At 34.0% G+C, this 16,954-nt stretch carries 17 protein-coding genes; 4 read left to right on the forward strand and 13 right to left on the reverse strand.

Going from position 1 to position 16,954, the window contains the following annotated elements:
- From BMY96_RS01095 to BMY96_RS01110, 4 genes are all read left to right on the forward strand, one after another.
- On the forward strand, positions 1-477 hold the full coding sequence (locus BMY96_RS01095) for a toxin-antitoxin system YwqK family antitoxin (protein ID WP_092848750.1): 477 nt from the start codon (positions 1-3) through the stop codon (positions 475-477).
- Positions 474-1,163 (forward strand): glycosyltransferase family 2 protein, encoded by a 690-nt coding sequence (locus tag BMY96_RS01100; protein WP_092847977.1) that lies wholly within the window; start codon positions 474-476, stop codon positions 1,161-1,163. Before BMY96_RS01095 ends, BMY96_RS01100 begins: the two co-directional genes overlap by 4 nt.
- A complete protein-coding gene (locus BMY96_RS01105) occupies positions 1,163-2,653 on the forward strand; it encodes a cellulose synthase family protein (protein ID WP_092847980.1) in 1,491 nt (496 codons plus the stop codon). The genes BMY96_RS01100 and BMY96_RS01105 overlap by 1 nt, the downstream gene beginning before the upstream one ends.
- Positions 2,654-3,070: 417 nt before the next feature.
- The gene (locus BMY96_RS01110; RefSeq protein ID WP_245750512.1) at positions 3,071-4,498 is read left to right on the forward strand and encodes an MptA/MptB family glycosyltransferase; all 1,428 of its coding nucleotides are present in this window, start codon (positions 3,071-3,073) and stop codon (positions 4,496-4,498) included.
- A gap of 42 nt (positions 4,499-4,540) precedes the next feature.
- Here BMY96_RS01110 and BMY96_RS01115 read toward each other — a convergent pair whose 3' ends face one another.
- The 13 genes from BMY96_RS01115 to BMY96_RS01175 form a co-directional block, all read right to left on the reverse strand.
- On the reverse strand, positions 4,541-4,921 hold the full coding sequence (locus tag BMY96_RS01115) for a hypothetical protein (RefSeq protein WP_092847986.1): 381 nt from the start codon (positions 4,919-4,921) through the stop codon (positions 4,541-4,543).
- A gap of 137 nt (positions 4,922-5,058) precedes the next feature.
- Positions 5,059-5,844: an RMD1 family protein gene (locus tag BMY96_RS01120; RefSeq protein WP_092847989.1), complete on the reverse strand. Its 786-nt coding sequence runs from the start codon at positions 5,842-5,844 to the stop codon at positions 5,059-5,061.
- 22 nt (positions 5,845-5,866) lie between these two features.
- Positions 5,867-6,088: a hypothetical protein gene (locus BMY96_RS01125; protein WP_092847992.1), complete on the reverse strand. Its 222-nt coding sequence runs from the start codon at positions 6,086-6,088 to the stop codon at positions 5,867-5,869.
- 11 nt (positions 6,089-6,099) lie between these two features.
- Positions 6,100-6,423 (reverse strand): hypothetical protein, encoded by a 324-nt coding sequence (locus tag BMY96_RS01130; RefSeq protein WP_092847995.1) that lies wholly within the window; start codon positions 6,421-6,423, stop codon positions 6,100-6,102.
- 48 nt (positions 6,424-6,471) lie between these two features.
- Positions 6,472-7,998 carry a bifunctional GNAT family N-acetyltransferase/carbon-nitrogen hydrolase family protein gene (locus tag BMY96_RS01135; protein ID WP_092847997.1) on the reverse strand — a complete coding sequence of 509 codons (1,527 nt, stop codon included), beginning with the start codon at positions 7,996-7,998 and terminating at the stop codon, positions 6,472-6,474.
- 2 nt (positions 7,999-8,000) lie between these two features.
- Positions 8,001-8,978 carry a deoxyhypusine synthase family protein gene (locus BMY96_RS01140; RefSeq protein ID WP_092848000.1) on the reverse strand — a complete coding sequence of 326 codons (978 nt, stop codon included), beginning with the start codon at positions 8,976-8,978 and terminating at the stop codon, positions 8,001-8,003.
- Positions 8,965-9,903, reverse strand: a complete 939-nt coding sequence (speB, locus tag BMY96_RS01145) for an agmatinase (protein ID WP_092848002.1) — start codon at positions 9,901-9,903, stop codon at positions 8,965-8,967. The genes BMY96_RS01140 and speB overlap by 14 nt, the downstream gene beginning before the upstream one ends.
- Positions 9,904-10,201: 298 nt before the next feature.
- Positions 10,202-11,650: a type III PLP-dependent enzyme domain-containing protein gene (locus BMY96_RS01150; protein ID WP_092848004.1), complete on the reverse strand. Its 1,449-nt coding sequence runs from the start codon at positions 11,648-11,650 to the stop codon at positions 10,202-10,204.
- A gap of 658 nt (positions 11,651-12,308) precedes the next feature.
- Complete coding sequence (locus BMY96_RS01155) at positions 12,309-13,151, reverse strand: pseudouridine synthase (protein ID WP_092848007.1); 843 nt, start codon at positions 13,149-13,151, stop codon at positions 12,309-12,311.
- Between the two features lie 190 nt (positions 13,152-13,341).
- Positions 13,342-14,244, reverse strand: coding sequence for a geranylgeranylglycerol-phosphate geranylgeranyltransferase (locus BMY96_RS01160; protein WP_092848009.1), 903 nt, complete (start codon positions 14,242-14,244; stop codon positions 13,342-13,344).
- Positions 14,245-14,302: 58 nt separating this feature from the next.
- Entirely contained in the window at positions 14,303-15,232 is a 930-nt protein-coding gene (locus BMY96_RS01165) for a mevalonate kinase family protein (RefSeq protein WP_092848012.1), read from the reverse strand.
- 70 nt (positions 15,233-15,302) lie between these two features.
- Positions 15,303-16,382, reverse strand: a complete 1,080-nt coding sequence (gene mvaD / locus BMY96_RS01170; RefSeq protein WP_092848016.1) for a diphosphomevalonate decarboxylase — start codon at positions 16,380-16,382, stop codon at positions 15,303-15,305.
- Between the two features lie 3 nt (positions 16,383-16,385).
- The gene (locus tag BMY96_RS01175) at positions 16,386-16,922 is read right to left on the reverse strand and encodes a DUF1697 domain-containing protein (protein ID WP_092848018.1); all 537 of its coding nucleotides are present in this window, start codon (positions 16,920-16,922) and stop codon (positions 16,386-16,388) included.
- Positions 16,923-16,954: the final 32 nt, after the last annotated feature.

Genomic DNA, 16,954 nt, shown 5'->3' on the forward strand with positions numbered 1-16,954 from the left:
ATGAAGAAGTTAATTTTAGCACTACTAATATTAATTAGTTGTAACGCTTTCGCTGAAAAAAAATACCAACGCAATTATTATGATGACGGTGCAATAAAATCAGAAGGCTGGATAGAAAACAATAAAAAAACAGCCTTCTGGAAATTTTATTTCGAAAACGGTGCTATACAAAAAGAAGGACACTTTTTACAAAACAAAGAAGTTAAATACTGGAAGTTTTACACCAAACATGGTACAATTGAAAAAGAAGGACACTTTAAAAATGGTAAAAAAAACAGTTGGTGGTTGTTTTATGACGCACAAGAAAAAATACAACATAAGTGCCAATTACAAGACAATCAAAAAAATGGATTTTGCCTTATGTACAAAAACGAGAAACTAATTTCGGCTGCAAAATATAAAGCAGGACAAAAAATAAAAGAATGGACTACCTTTGCTTCTTTTAAAAAAGACAATAACCTTAGCGATCTTAAATGACACATATAAAAGTGATAATTCCTGCTTACAACGAAGCAGACTCTATAGCACACGTAATTAAAGATGTCCCTAAAACAGTAAATGAAATTATTGTAGTAAGTAATAACTCTACTGATAATACCGAAACTAATGCAAAAAAAACAGGTGCTACTGTTTTATCAGAACCCAATAGAGGGTATGGTTATGCCTGCTTAAAAGGCATGCAGTATATTGCCAATCAAGAACAAAAACCAGATATAGTAGTTTTTTTAGATGGCGATTATAGCGACTACCCAGAAGAACTTACAAAAATAGTAGCTCCAATAATAAACAACAATATCGATTTTGTAATTGGTGCCCGAACAAAACAACTTAGAGAAAAAGGGTCCATGACAGGACCACAGATATTTGGCAATTGGCTAGCAACCAACCTAATGAAACTTTTTTTTGGTGCCAAATTTTCCGATTTAGGCCCCTTTAGAGCAATAAAATACAGTAAGTTACTCGCACTAAAAATGGAAGATAAAACCTACGGTTGGACCGTAGAAATGCAACTGAAAGCACTAAAACAAAAACTCACATATACAGAAATACCAGTAAACTATCGTAACAGAATAGGTGTCTCAAAAGTTTCAGGTACGGTAAAAGGTGCTATATTTGCAGGCATAAAAATCTTAGGTTGGATTTTTAAATACAGTTTTAAATAATGATATTAGAAACCACTATAATAATTTTATACAGTATTTCGCTTTTGCTCATTTTTATGTATGCACTAGCACAACTAAATTTACTTTTTAACTACCTATCATCAAAGAAAACCAAAGACAATTCTCCAAAATTCAATTTATCCAATCCAACCGAAATACCATATATAACCATACAACTTCCAGTATATAACGAAATGTATGTTATGGAACGTCTGCTAGATAATATTGCAAAAATAGACTACCCAAAAAACAAATTAGAAATTCAAGTTTTAGACGACTCTACAGACGAAACGGTAGAATCTACTCTAAAACAAATTCAAAAACTTCAAGCCCAAGGCTTAGATATAATACAAATAACAAGAACAGACCGTAAAGGTTTTAAAGCAGGAGCCTTAAAAGAAGGTTTAAAAATCGCAAAAGGCGAAATTATTGCCATTTTCGATTCCGATTTTTTACCCGAAGCAGACTGGTTAAAACGTACCGTACCTTATTTTAAAGACGAAGCCGTTGGTGTTGTGCAAACCCGTTGGGGCCATATAAACCGCAACTACTCCATACTAACTAAAATTCAAGCCTTTGCGCTCGATGCCCACTTTACCCTAGAGCAAGTTGGCCGAAACAGTAAAGGGCATTTTATAAATTTTAATGGTACCGCAGGACTTTGGCGAAAAGCCTGTATTATCGATGCCGGAAATTGGGAAGGCGATACGCTAACCGAAGATTTAGACCTTAGTTACCGCGCACAACTTAAAAACTGGAAATTCAAGTATTTAGAAAACGTAGAAACACCTGCCGAACTTCCAATAGTAATTAGCGCAGCGCGTTCACAACAATTCAGATGGAATAAAGGCGGTGCAGAAAATTTCCAGAAAATGCTTGGTCGTGTTGTAAAAAGCAAAAACATTTCAGCTAAAACCAAAGTACACGGTTTGCTGCATTTATTAAACAGCACCATGTTTTTAAACGTACTTATAGTTGGTGTTTTAAGCATCCCAATGCTTTATATAAAAAACGAATATGCCCATTTACGCCCGTATTTTTACGTTATGAGTTTCTTTGTAATGAGCACCATAATCTTTTTTGTATGTTACTGGTTTATGTACAAAAACATATATGGCGGCGGCTTTAAAAATTTTATCCGCTACATAGGTATGTTTTTTGTGTTTTTCTCAATAGCTATGGGCTTTTCGTTACATAACTCCATTGCTGTTTTAGAAGGGCATATTGGTAAAAAATCAGAATTTGTGCGTACACCAAAATTCAATATAAGTAAGTACAAAGACAACTGGAAAAACAACAAATACATAAAACCTAACATATCTGTAAACGTTATTTTCGAAGGGCTACTTATGTGTTATTTTGGTTTTGGTATGTATAGCGCCTTTATAGTTGGCAACCAAGGCGGCGATTTTGGACTCTTCCCATTTCACTTTATGCTATGTGTAGGCTTTGGCTATGTATTTTTTAAATCGTTAGCATCCAAAGTTTAGCGTATACTTTTCATTCCCTTGTAAAAGGGAATCTCATAATCCTGATTGTATTTTTGGGCGTCACCACAAGGGTCGGGCTTGGAGCCTGTCTTGAGCGAGGTCGAAAGGTTACAAGTCCTCGCACCTCCTACGTCGGGCTGTGGGCTATCCACTTCAATCCCTAACGCGGGCCTATTTACTCGCTCTATTTTTTAATTAAAACAGGAAGGGTTTTGGAAAGGTTCGTTTAATATTCTCCAAATATGAAATCGTTTTAGTCCTGAAACAAGTCCAGCACAGGTGTTTTATATTTCACGTTACACGAAGGTAGCAGATGTTTTTACAATATCAAGTAAGCTTTTTTCACAAAATCCTACAAACAAATAGTATTATATTTGGTCCATGATTTTAAACCCATCGTTTATTAAAATAAACAAAATGCCATTACTCTTGGCTATTTCTAGCCTATTATTTTATTGGGCGTTTGCATATAATATAGTGAGAACAGATTATATAAAACTTGTCACGCTCTACATAGCCGTGTTTATTTTATTCTATAATATTATTAAACAGTTAAAACACAACACCAAAGCGCTAACCTATTTAGCCTTTGGGTTTCGGGCTATTTTTATTCTTGCCATACCCAATTTATCGCAAGATTTTTACCGTTTTATTTGGGATGGCCGCACGATTTTAGAAGGTATAAACCCCTACTTACACACCGTAGAATCTTTTATTAACGCAGGTAAATACCCTGTTGCGCAAGCTTTAGAACTTCGTGCAGGTATGGGCAGTTTAAACGCCAGCCATTTTACCAACTACCCGCCAATAAACCAACTTTGTTTTACTATTGCTGCCTTGTTTGCTAGTAAAAGTATTTTAGGATCGGTTATCGTTATGCGCTTGCTTATTATTGCTGCCGATTTTGGAACACTTCACTACGGCTCTAAACTTTTAGAAAAACTTAAACTTCCGGTGCACCACATATTTTGGTATATATTAAACCCGTTTATTATAATAGAACTAACAGGCAATTTGCATTTTGAGGGTGTTATGGTGTTCTTTCTAGTTTGGAGCATATATTTACTTTACTCGAACAAATGGGTGCTTGCAGCGGTTGTTTTTGCGCTTTCTGTGGCAACTAAACTTATTCCGCTAATGTTCTTGCCCTTATTTTATCAGTGGTTTGTTTTTGGCAATTGGAATATCATAAAAAAAACATCCCAAAAAGCACCTCAAGAGGACAGTAAAAACAAGTTAGATTTGTTGCCAACTCCTCGTTATAATTACTGGAAAGGCATTACAAAACTAATAGCTTTTTACGCCTTAGTTATACTAACTACAGTCCTACTTTTTGCACCTTTTTATTCTTCAGAATTTATAAATAATTACAGTAAAACGGTTGCTTTGTGGTTTGGTAATTTCGAGTTTAATGCGAGTTTATATTATATAGCTAGAGAAATTGGTTATTTATTTAGAGGCTATAATGAAATTGCAATTATTGGCAAAGCGGCCTCTATACTTGTGGTTTGTTTTGTTATAACCTTAAGTTTTTTAAGAAAAAACAAAACCATGACACAGTTAATCACAGCTATGTTAATGGTACTTTCGTTTTACTATTTTACAGCCACTACAGTGCACCCTTGGTATATTGCTATGCTTTTAATTTTATCGGTATTTACCAAGTATAAATTTCCGTTGGTATGGAGTTTTGTTATTATTTTAAGCTATTTGGCTTATGTAAATGTAAACTCTATGGATAAATCTGAAAACCTATGGGTAATTGGCTTAGAATATCTCGTGGTTTACGGCGTATTTATTTGGGAAGTCTTTATAAAAAAGGCTCCCAGATTTCTGGAAGCCTAAATTATTTAATGGCGCTAAACACCATTTAAAACATAAACAAATCTATAGCTTTTCTAACTTTGTAATGGTATTGGTTTCATCTTGATCGTCCATTCCATCTTCATCTTTTGTAAACGTAATAACACGATTAAAGGTGATTTTAAACTTTGTACCAATTAACTTTTCGTCTGCTAAATTAAAGACTTCTAAAACCTTATCATCTACTTTTTGAAAGGTTAATGTTTTTTCTTCGCCATCTTTATCTTTAGTAATAAAGTTATAGCCATAATCTTCTTTCCCATCGAAGGTAGCATACACAAGTAAACCATCTTGATATGCAACACTTACCAAATTGGCATGTAAATAGGCCTCACTTTTAAAGCTAGACAGCGATAAAAAAACCAATAACAAACCACTAAACACGATTAACTTTTTTGTTTTCATCTTTTTTATAATTTAAAATTTAACTTAACATTTGTTTCTGGAACTGGCACAAATAAAGCGTAAACACCTTAACACAACCCACCCCAGAAACCACTGACTTGCAGTACTTTAATATACGATTTATTCTTATAACTAGATTAAAATAAACCGGACAATTTTGCTATAAATAAATCTATAACCTCAATAACAATTAGGATAATAATAATCCACTCTAAGCGACTACTTTCCTTATGATCCATAATATCTTTAAAGAGCTCTAGATTCTCTTTAATAATCTCTATACGGTCGTGAATTAGGCGGTATCTATCCTGTAAATCGAAGGTGCGTTTTAAATCTTGATTAAGCTTGTTAAGCTGCTCGTTTTCCCAGGTTATTTCGGGCGAATCGAAAATATACAGGTTCTCTAAAATTTTATTTTTTATGTTGAGAATCTTACCTATAAAACGCTTTAACTTATTACCAGAAATATCCAGTTTCCCGTTTTCTTCAAGAAATAAGGTGTGCTTATTGGTTTCAATAAGTAATTCTTCCGTAATTTCAGAAAAACGATCTAAGGCTACAGATTGTGAAATGTTTAATAATACCAAACGAATCATTTCTTCATCAATACTTGGTAATATAACACTATCAAATTGGACTTGCTGTGTATTGGGTTGAATAAGAATCTCAACCGAATCTGATAACTTTTCAGTAAAATAATTAGTGCAAAAAGGTTTTATTTCTTGTAATACGCCAGCAATTTCAACATCGGTCATGTTGAAAAAACTAACCATACCATACTGAAAAATGTAAACAAATTGATTTTCCGAACTTTTATAATAAAGTTCGTCGCTATCTTGAAACACTAATTGCCACGGCAACTGGTGTTTACTAGTTTTTATATTGATAGCACTAGCTACTTGGTAAGCAACTACGGTATACATTGTATGCTATAAACTATGTGTATTAAATGGGTTTTAAACTTTGAACTACGTAAATAGGATTATCGTCATCACCTGCTTCTATAAAGGTAATTCTAAAATCCTTATCAATTAAAGATTCGTCATTTTGTAAATCATATTGCTTTAAAACGCGAGGGTGCACCTCTTCGAAGGCTAGCTCCTCACCGTTTTCAAACCAAAAATTGTAATAACCGTTTTTGTAAGATTTAAAAGCGGCAGTTCTCATAATAATTATATTTAATCGTTGTCTTCTGTATCTTCGTCTGTTAAATCTGGAGGTTGTACAGCTTCAGGATCGTTATTATCAAAATCTTCATAATCATCCTCATCATAATTCTCCATAGTTACCGATAATTTGGTACTTACTTTTACCAAATACTTAGTATCTTCTGTAATAACCTCGACTGCTTCAACAAGTTCGTTATGTTGGTTTTTAAACGAGATTACATCATCGTCATCATATCCATCGGGATAACGCTCTACGAGCAAAGCTAAAATTTCTGGAGTCAATTTTTTAAAATCGACTATAACACGTTTTAAGTTACTATTTCTATTTTTCATTTTTCTTAAAGTTGGGGTTTCTTGATGTTATAAATATACTATTTATCATTATTTAACACGAATAACATCATAAAAATCTTTTCTTCTGTCTTTTAAATTTTTAACGGCACCAAACGAATGTAGCTCTCTAAGCAAGCTTAAATCTACATCGGCAACCAATATCATTTCTGTATTTGGTGTGGCTTCTGCTTTTATACCATTACTTGGAAACGAAAAGTCGCATGGCGTAAATACGGCCGATTGCGCGTATTGAATATCCATGTTATTTACATTTGGTAAATTCCCTACACTTCCTGCAATAGCCACATAACATTCATTTTCTACGGCTCTAGCTTGCGCGCATAAACGCACACGAGAATAGCCGTTTTGAGTATCGGTTAAAAACGGTACAAACAATATATCCATACCTTCGTCTGAAAGTAAGCGCGATAGTTCTGGAAACTCAGAATCGTAACAAATTAAAATTCCTATTTTACCACAATCGGTATCGTAGGTTTTTAATGAATTACCACGTTGCATACCCCAAACTTTAGCCTCGTCTGGCGTAACATGAATTTTTTCGTAACGCTCAAAACTACCATCTCGTCTGCACAAATAACCTACGTTATATAGCTTATCGCCAACAACTTCTGGCATACTTCCAGAAATAATATTAATGTTATACGATATAGATAGCTGCTTTAGTTTATTAACTATAACCTCTGTAAATTCTGCAAGTTTTCTAATGGCTTCGGGTTCGTGTAAATGGTTAAACTCTGCCATTAGTGGTGCATTAAAAAACTCTGGAAATACTGCAAAATCTGATCTGTAGGCTGCTACACTATCAATAAAATATTCCACCTGCTGCATTAAATCTTCCAAGGCTTTGTATGGTCGCATTTGCCATTGGATTAAGCCCAAGCGCACTACCGTTTTTACCGAAGCCGCTTTTCGTGTTGGTTTGGTATAGTAAATATTATCCCACTCCATTAATACGGCATATTCATTTGATGCTGTATCGCCTTCCAAATAGCCTTTTAAAACTCTTACCGGATGAAAATCGTTAGAAATTTGAAAATTTAAAACAGGATCATGAATTTCCTTGCGCTTTACTTTTTCAATATAATCTTTAGGCGAAAACTCCTTGTGTTTATGGTAATTTGGCATTCTACCACCAAAAATGATGCTTTTTAAATTCAGGTTTTCACAGATTTCTTTTCTGTAATCGTACAAGCGTCTGCCTAAACGCAAACCTCTATACTCTGGTTTTATAAAAACATCAATACCATATAACACATCGCCTTCTGGATCGTGATTTTTAAAAGATTCTCCTGCAATAATATCGGCGTAGGTATGGTTATCATCAATCTTATCGTAATCTACAATAAGAGATAATGCACAACCTGCAATATCGCCATCAATTTTGATAACCACTTGCCCTTCTGGGAACATGGAGGTTAATTGAATAATATGATCTTTTTTCCAATACGAATCTAGCACTCCTGCATAAGACTCTAATGTGGCTTCTTTTAACTCTTGATAATCATCAACAGTTAAATACTTAAGCTCGATATTTTCTATTTTTTTTGCGTCCATGATTACTGACCCAAAAGGTAAGCAAAAATTAAAGGCGCAACAATAGTAGCATCACTCTCCACAATAAATTTTGGTGTATTTATATCTAATTTACCCCAAGTAATTTTTTCGTTTGGTACAGCTCCAGAATACGAACCATAACTTGTTGTAGAATCTGAAATTTGACAAAAATAGCTCCAAAACGGTGTGTCTGTGCGCTCCATATCTTGATATAACATTGGCACAACACAAATTGGAAAATCGCCAGCAATACCACCGCCAATTTGGAAAAACCCAATACCTTTTGATGAGTTGTTAGTATACCAATCTGCTAAAAACGTCATGTACTCTATACCCGATTTCATGGTACTTGCCTTTAAATCGCCTTTTAAAACATAGCTAGCAAAAATATTTCCCATAGTACTATCTTCCCAACCTGGGCATACTATTGGTAAGTTTTTTTCGGCCGCAGCATACATCCAAGAATCTTTTAAATCGATTTCGTAGTATTGCTCTAACACTCCAGACAATAACATTTTGTACATATACTCATGTGGTAAATAGCGTTCGCCATTAGCTTCGGCATCTTTCCATATTTTATAGATATGCTCTTGTAAACGACGGAATGCTTCGTGCTCTGGAATACAGGTATCGGTTACACGGTTTAATCCTTTTTCTAACAAATCCCACTCATCTTGAGGTGTTAAATCGCGATAATTTGGTACACGTTTATAATGTGAATGCGCTACCAAATTCATGATATCCTCTTCTAAGTTTGCTCCTGTACAAGAAATGATATGTACTTTATCCTGACGAATCATTTCGGCAAAACTTTTACCTAATTCGGCAGTACTCATGGCACCAGCAAGCGATACTAACATTTTAGCACCAGACTCCAATTGTGCTTCATAGCCTTTGGCAGCATCTACTAAAGCAGCTGCATTAAAATGCAAATAATGCGTTTCAATAAATTGAGAAATTGGTCCTTTAGTAGTTGTCATCGTCAGTAAATTTTAAAGTATTCGTTTTTTGTTTTGGGTTTTCGTAATTGTTATCGTATTCGGCTTCTACAGCTTCATTTACAAACTTATAGCTTAACATTTTATAGTAAAGTTTAGCAGCTAAAAAGTCTGATGATTTTTCTTTTTTATTCGGGCATAATTCAACAATATCAAATCCTACCACGTTTTTCTCTTCAAAAACTTGTTTTAAGAATTCTAGGGTTTCATACCATAATAATCCACCTGGTTCTGGAGTTCCTGTACTTGGTAAAATTGAAGGATCGAAAGCATCTAAATCGAAAGTAACAAACACATTTTCTGTCATTTGATCGATAGCCGAATCCATCCAAGTATCATCTATTGCCATATCATGTGCAAAATAGGTTTTCTCCTCGTCCATTACCGTTTTTTCGATAACATCCATAGAGCGAATTCCTACCTGAATAAGGTTTGTATTCTGGCTCGCTTCGTAAACCGCACAAGCATGATTGCAAGTAGAACCATCGTACTCCTTTCTTAAATCGGCATGCGCATCAATATGCAATACGGTTAAACTAGGATACATCTCATTAAAGGCACGAATAGTACCAATAGAAATTGAGTGCTCGCCTCCAAAAATAGTAACGAATTTATTTTTTTTAATATACTTTTTAGTCGCTTGATGCACCGCCTCAACCATGGCTTCTGGCGAAGCATCTTCTGTAACCGCATCAGCTAAAAACACACCTTGTTTATAAACTTCTGTTCCGGTTTCAATATCATAAAGCTCCATGTTTTCCGAAGCATCTAAAAAAGCCTTTGGGCCTTTATCGGCACCTTTTTGCCATGTACTTGTACCATCGTAAGGCACAGGAATTAAAACAATTTTTGCTTGCTCTAATTTTGCTAATTCTTCAGGAATTCCTGCGTATGTATTTATATTCATGATTTGTATAAAATCTATATTTTTTAAATTAAATCATCATTTTTTTCTTGATAAAAAAACGAAGCAAAAAAATCAAAACTGAAAATTATTTTACTAAAAATTTCTTCCACTTCGGCACAAAAATAAAGTTGCTTTTTTCATAGGAATAATCTTTTTTCGCAATTAAAATTCATCTATCAAGTAACATTAGTAATGCGACGATTTTTGCTTAACCCTACGTTTCAATTCATTTTTTACGTAAAATAATTTATAGGTTGACAAAGCATTACGCTTTCAATAATACTTTTTTAAACCCCAGTTACGTTACATTTTCTGAAAGCGAAGCGGTCTTGGTTCTAGTGTCTTTTTTCTCTATACCGTAACCTAGTATATTTAGTAAGTCTTCACTTTTTTGTTGTTCTGCAAATAACTCGGTAGTAAGATTTCCATCGGCATCTCTATCAATTAAAATATGCTTTGGCGACGGAATTAAACAGTGCTGCAAACCGCCAAAACCACCTATAGTTTCTTGGTAAGCACCTGTGTTAAAAAACCCGATATACAATGGCTTATCTTTATTATATTTTGGCATATAAATGGCATTCATGTGCTGCTCGCTATTGTAATAATCGTCGCTATCGCAAGTTAAACCACCTAGTAAAACACGCTCGTAACTATCTTGCCAACGGTTTACTGCTAATAATATAAAACGTTTGTTAATAGCCCAAGTATCTGGTAATGTTGTAATAAAAGATGAGTTTATCATGTTCCATTTTTCGCGATCGTTTTGTTGTTTTTGGTACAACACCTCGTAAATAGCACCACCACTTTCGCCTACTGTAAAGCTTCCAAACTCTGTAAAAATGTTTGGTACATCTACGCCTTCTTCCTCACAAGTTAATTTGATTTGATTAATAATCTCATCAACCATATACTCGTAATCAAAATCGAAAGCTAAGGAGCTTTTAATAGGGAAACCGCCACCAATATTTAAACTATCCAATGTTGGGCAAATCTTTTTCAAGCTAGTATAAACCTTTAAACATTTTAAAAGTTCGTTCCAGTAATACGCATTATCACGAATTCCTGTATTAATAAAAAAGTGTAACATTTTAAGCTCTACTTTTTTATTATTAGCAATCTGGCTTTTATAAAAAGGCACAATATTTTTATATCCAATACCTAAACGCGAGGTATAAAACTCAAATTTAGGCTCCTCTTCTGATGCGATACGGATACCAACATTAAATTTACCATCAATTTCTTGCGATAGTAAATCGATTTCCTCGTAATTATCAATAATAGGAATGGCGTTTTTATGCCCACTATTAATTAAACGCGCAATGTTAGTAACATACTGCGCACGTTTAAACCCGTTACTTATAACAAAAGTATCGTTGGTAATTTTACCTTCCTCTTTTAAGCGCTCAACAATATCAATATCAAAAGCCGACGAGGTTTCAATATGGATTTCATTTTTTAAAGCTTCGTTTAAAATATGCTTAAAATGGCTACTTTTAGTACAATAACAATAATTGTATTTGCCTTTATAGTCGTGTTTCTCTATGGCATCTGCAAACCACTTTTTAGCACGCATAATATTGTTAGATATTTGCGGTAAATACGTGAATTTTAGCGGTGCGCCATACTGTTTTGTTAATTGCATTAAGTCAATATCATGAAAATGCAACTGTCCTTTATCAACTTTAAATTCGTCCTGAGGAAAATCAAAAGTCTGATTGATTAAATCAATATATTTTGTATTCAATGTTTTGTTTTAATAAATGTTAAAGATGTGATTGGTGTATTAACTACACGTTAAGCCAATAAAAAATTAACAATATCAAATACGAAATTCCTTTTGGGTTGTAGGCACAAAAGCATATTCATGCTGTATAGCATGTATAGGAGAAACGGAAGTTAGCTTTAAAATTCGGTCGCTTAATCTGTAAGCTGCTTTTGAGTATGACTTCCTAATTTTCAAAAGCCCGAACATAGAAACAGGTTTCAAAGTGTTCAGCTACTTTTTAAGTTTTAGTGCTTAAAAAACAGGGCAAATGTAATTTATTTTTTAATACGCCAAACTTTTTTTTACTTTTTTTATTATTTTTTTAATGCGCACTATACCTTTCATTGTTAGGGCGTTACCACGCTCATTCCTGCAAGGTTTAGATACCAAAATAAATTTGGTACTGCGCCTTACAGGTTCGCTTAGGTCGGGCTATACGTTTCAAGTCCTCGAAAACCCTATTATAAAATAGGGTTTCCTGTGGGCTTTACACTACTGTCCCTAACGCAAAACACGTATACTAATTATAATACTAACTAGGTTTTATGGTGGTTAACTATTAAACAAAAAAAAGTCCCTTTAGGTTTTACAACTTAAAGAGACTATTATATTTAAATTAAACACTAAAGTTATGCTTTTAAAGCATTTTTAAGGTATTCAACTCTTGTTCGGTTAAATGTTTCCAGTGCCCACGCGGAATATCCTTTTTGGTTAAATGACCAATAGCCACACAATCTAAACTAATAATATTGTATTGTAAATAATCAAAAATGGTACGTATTATGGTGTTTCCTGTATTTTTAATTTTTAAACCAATTTCTTTTTTCGATGCGCCGTCTATATAACTAATTTCTTCTACTTCAATTAGTTTTCCTTCTACCTTAAATCCGGCTTGAATCTTTTTTAAATCTTCTAATTTTAGATTTTTATCTAACTCGATATGAAATAAACGTGGCACACCATTTTTAGAGTTGGTAAATTTACTAGCCACAGTATCATCGTTAGTAAACAATATTAAACCTTTAGAGTTGCGTCCTAAGCGCCCAATAGGTTTAATACGCGATGATGTTGCGTTTGCCACTAAATCCATTACCGTGCGGCCTTTACCTTCGCTTGTAGTTGTAGCGAAGCCCTTTGGCTTGTTAAGAAGCACATAGGCTTTCTTTTCTGGCCTTATGCTTGCACCATCGTAACGTACCTCGTCTGTTAGTTTTACTTTATATCCCATTTCGGTAATAACTTTACCGTTTACAGTTACCAAACCAATAGCAATATGCTCGTCGGCTTCACGACGCGAACAAATACCAGAATTGGCTATAAATTTATTTAGCCTAATCTCGTCTGGGTTACTCGCCTTTTTAGGTGCTGTGTTTGTTTTCTTTATAGGAGCATTTCCTCTTGCATAACTTGTAGAGCGTGTGTTTCCACTACCGCGTCCTGATGGTTTTCCTTTTCCTTTACTACCTTGTTGTCTTTTCATGACTTATTATTTTGTGCAAAGATATATCTAATAATTTACGATTAACGGTTTTTAATTAACGAATTGTTGCTAAAGCGTTAAGGATTGAAGCGGATAGCCCACAGCCCGACGACAGGAGGTGCGAGGACTTGCAGCGAAAAGCCTGACCCTTGTGGTAACCTGCCTGCCGGCAGGCAGGCCCCCAAATAATTTAAATACGATTTAATATAACACTTACATCGATTAACAGGATACTAAATACGCCTGCCAAAATTATGAATTTTAATATATTATGCAATATCAAATACTGTATTTTGGTTCTAGATTTCCATAGCATAAATAAAAATATAAGCAGTAGTATAAAGCTTAAATAAAAGAAATAATACATATGGCCTACCTTGAAGCGGTATAATAGTAAATAGGTTGGCACTAGGGTTAGGGTTGCTAAGATAGTTAGTAGTGTTTTAGAGGTTTTCTCGCCGTATGCTACTGGAATGGTTACATATCCTTGAGCTATATCGCCTGTTATGTTTTCTAAATCTTTAGTGAGTTCGCGCATAGAAATCATTAAAAACAAGAAAATAGCGTGCACAAAAATTACGGTTTCGAAATTTTTGTAATACATAAAAATGGCGAAAAAAGGCGTAATAGTTAATACTGCCGAGGTTAAATTACCTATAAATGGCATTTTTTTAAGCTTGTGCGAATAAAACCAAATACCAAAAATGTAAATTGAGAAAAACATTACGGCTTTAAACGATACGTAACTTGCCATGATTACCGCAATAAAATTTAGCACAAAATAAAATGAGAGTTTGGTATTTTGACTTACCAACCTATCCAACCTAGATTTTATGGGGCGGTTTATTAAATCTTTCTCGGAGTCGTAAAAACTGTTAATAATGTAACCTCCAGCAACAGTTGCTGCCGATGCCAATACTAACACGAGTAAATTTAAATCTAGCACAACCTGCTTAACCGGAATATCGTGAGCCAAAATATAAACGGCGGTTAGGTATTGAGCAATTACAACAATAAGAATATTGTAGCCGCGAACCACAGAAAACAAACTGAAAAATTTAACGAGTATATGTTTCTGTCTTCTTGATAGCATATTAAAACGTAAATGAAAACATCCTGATAAACAAACTCAGGATAACAATTTAAATTGCCTAGAAGTTATAAACGACTTCCAATTTATAGTCTGACAGGGCTTGTTTTGCCTTTTGAAAATCTTCGGTAAAACCTAAGATGTAGCCGCCACCACCAGAACCACATAGTTTTAAGTAATAGTCGTTAGTTTCCAATCCTTTTTTCCATAACTCATGAAATTGCTTTGGAATCATTGGTTTAAAATGACTTAAAACTACTTTTGATAATTGCTTAGTGTTAGAAAATAAGGATTTTACATCGCCCTTTAAGAAGTCTTCTACGCAGGCATCGGTATGTTTTATAAACTGATTTTTAAGCATTTTTCTGAACCCTTCTTGTTTCATGCTTTCCATAAACAAGCTTACCATTGGTGCCGTTTCTCCTATTATTCCGCTGTCTATTAAAAACACAGCGCCTTTACCAGAACTTTGTTGTGCTGGAATGCCTGTAGCTTCAATATTATCTTTAGAATTGATAAGAATTGGAATGCTTAAATAGCTATTTAAAGGATCTAAACCAGAAGATTTTCCGTGGAAAAAAGATTCCATAGAAGCAAAAATGGTTTTTAACTTTAAGAGTTTCTCTCTAGTTAAATTTTCTAGAACTGTAATTTTATCGAATGCATATTGGTCGTAAAGCGCAGCAACTAAAGCACCACTACTACCAACGCCGTAACCCTGCGGAATTGAAGAGTCGAAATACATACCCGAATTTACATCGGCTTGTAAACGCTCGTTATCAAAACGTACAATACTAGTATCTATACCTTGTAGGTGAGCCGCAAAACGTTTTAAACTTTCGTTTGATTTGATAGCTGTTTCAGAAGGATTTTCATCTTTCTTTAAAGCACCATTATAGAAGCTATATGGAATAGATAAACCTTTGGAATCCTTAATAATCCCGTACTCTCCGAAGAGTAAAATTTTTGAATAAAATAGAGGTCCTTTCATAAAAGATACTTTGCTTGGGTAACGCGTTTAACAAATATACGTTTTTTTTAAACAAAAAAATTTTTACATTTTATACTTTACTAGCCCCCAAACCAATAACGTCGCAAATATACTGTCCATTTTGACAATATGCAACTAATTCATTCTGAATGAATTCTAACACCGAAGTAGCCTCATTCTCTGGGTACAGCACATGTACATTTGCTCCAGCATCTAAAGTAAAACATATTTTTGATCCTGTGCTCTTTCTATATTCCCAAATTTTATTAATAATTTCTAAGGTATTGGGTTTCATCAAAATAAAGTACGGCATACTTGTCATCATCATAGCATGAAGCGTTAATGCTTCGCTTTCTACAAGCGCTATAAATGCATCTAGATCGCCTTCCTTTAAAATAGAAATCATATACGAAAGGTTAGTATGAGCCTGTTTAAAACGCTCTTGAGCAAACGGGTGACCATGCATTAAATTATGACCAATAGTACTGCTTACCTGCTTTTCGCCTTTATCGACCAACAAAATAGTGTCTTGATAGTTTTTAAATTTTGAATGGACTTGATACGGATATTTTACACCATATAGATTTGAACTTCCTGTAATAGCATCATGCTTTCCCCAAACAACCAAATCGCCTTCCAAACTTCTGCATGCGCTTCCTGAACCTAAACGTGCTAAAAACGATGCTTTTTTAGTAAAATCTTCTTTTGAAATATCTAGACTTAATTCCTCTTCAATACTCATTAAACACAAGGCCAAAGCGCTCATGCCCGATGCCGAAGACGCTATACCAGAACTATGCGGAAACGTATTTGTGGTTTCTATTTTAAAATGATAATCTTTTAAAAATGGTAAATAAACGTCTATACGTTTAAAAAAGGTTTCAATTTTTGGTTTAAAATCGTCCTTTTTCTCATTATCTAAAAACACATCAAACGAAAAACCACTAGCATCCTCTTTTTTAGAAAAGCTAACTTTTGTTGTGGTTTTACAATGGTTTAGGGTAAAACTTATAGAAGGGTTTTCTGGAATTTGATGTTCCTTTTTACCCCAGTATTTAACTAACGCGATATTACTTGGTGACGACCAGGTAAAACTTCCGTTGTCAATTGAATTTGTATATTTTTTTGGAATGAAATGTTCTTCTACCATAAATTAATTATCAGCTGACAAAGATAATAACTTTACCATAGTTTTATAATTTCTTGCTGTAGCTGTAATTTTTAATTTTCGTTCGAAAAAATTATTACTGCATTTAGCCTTCCCATAACCCACAGAACTGTACAAATAGACAACCTTATTAATTATATAAAAAGTTTCATTTGGAAACGATAATTTTGAAACATCCTCTACTAGTTTTGCATCGGGCTTACTATACAGCAACATGAAATAACTTTTTTCTTTCTGCTCTTCTAAAAACGGGCAACTATCAAAAACGTATTGCAATTCTTTTGGAGTTAGCACTAAAATCGGCACTTCAAACCCAAAATGAGATTTAATAGCATTATAAATTGTGGTTTCTAAACTTGCTTCTTCTCCTTCTGAAGATTGAAAAATCACATTGCCAGTTTGTATATAAGTTTGCACATTTACCAAGCCTTCTTTTAGCAGTAAACCTCTTAGTTCTGCCATTGGGATTTTATGCTTCCCACTAACGTTTATACCTCTTAAAAGCGCGATGTATGTATTCATTATTTTGGTTTAATAAGAATAGTGAAACTAGA

The organism is Algibacter pectinivorans (assembly GCF_900112595.1).
GTDB classification, from domain to species: domain Bacteria; phylum Bacteroidota; class Bacteroidia; order Flavobacteriales; family Flavobacteriaceae; genus Algibacter_B; species Algibacter_B pectinivorans.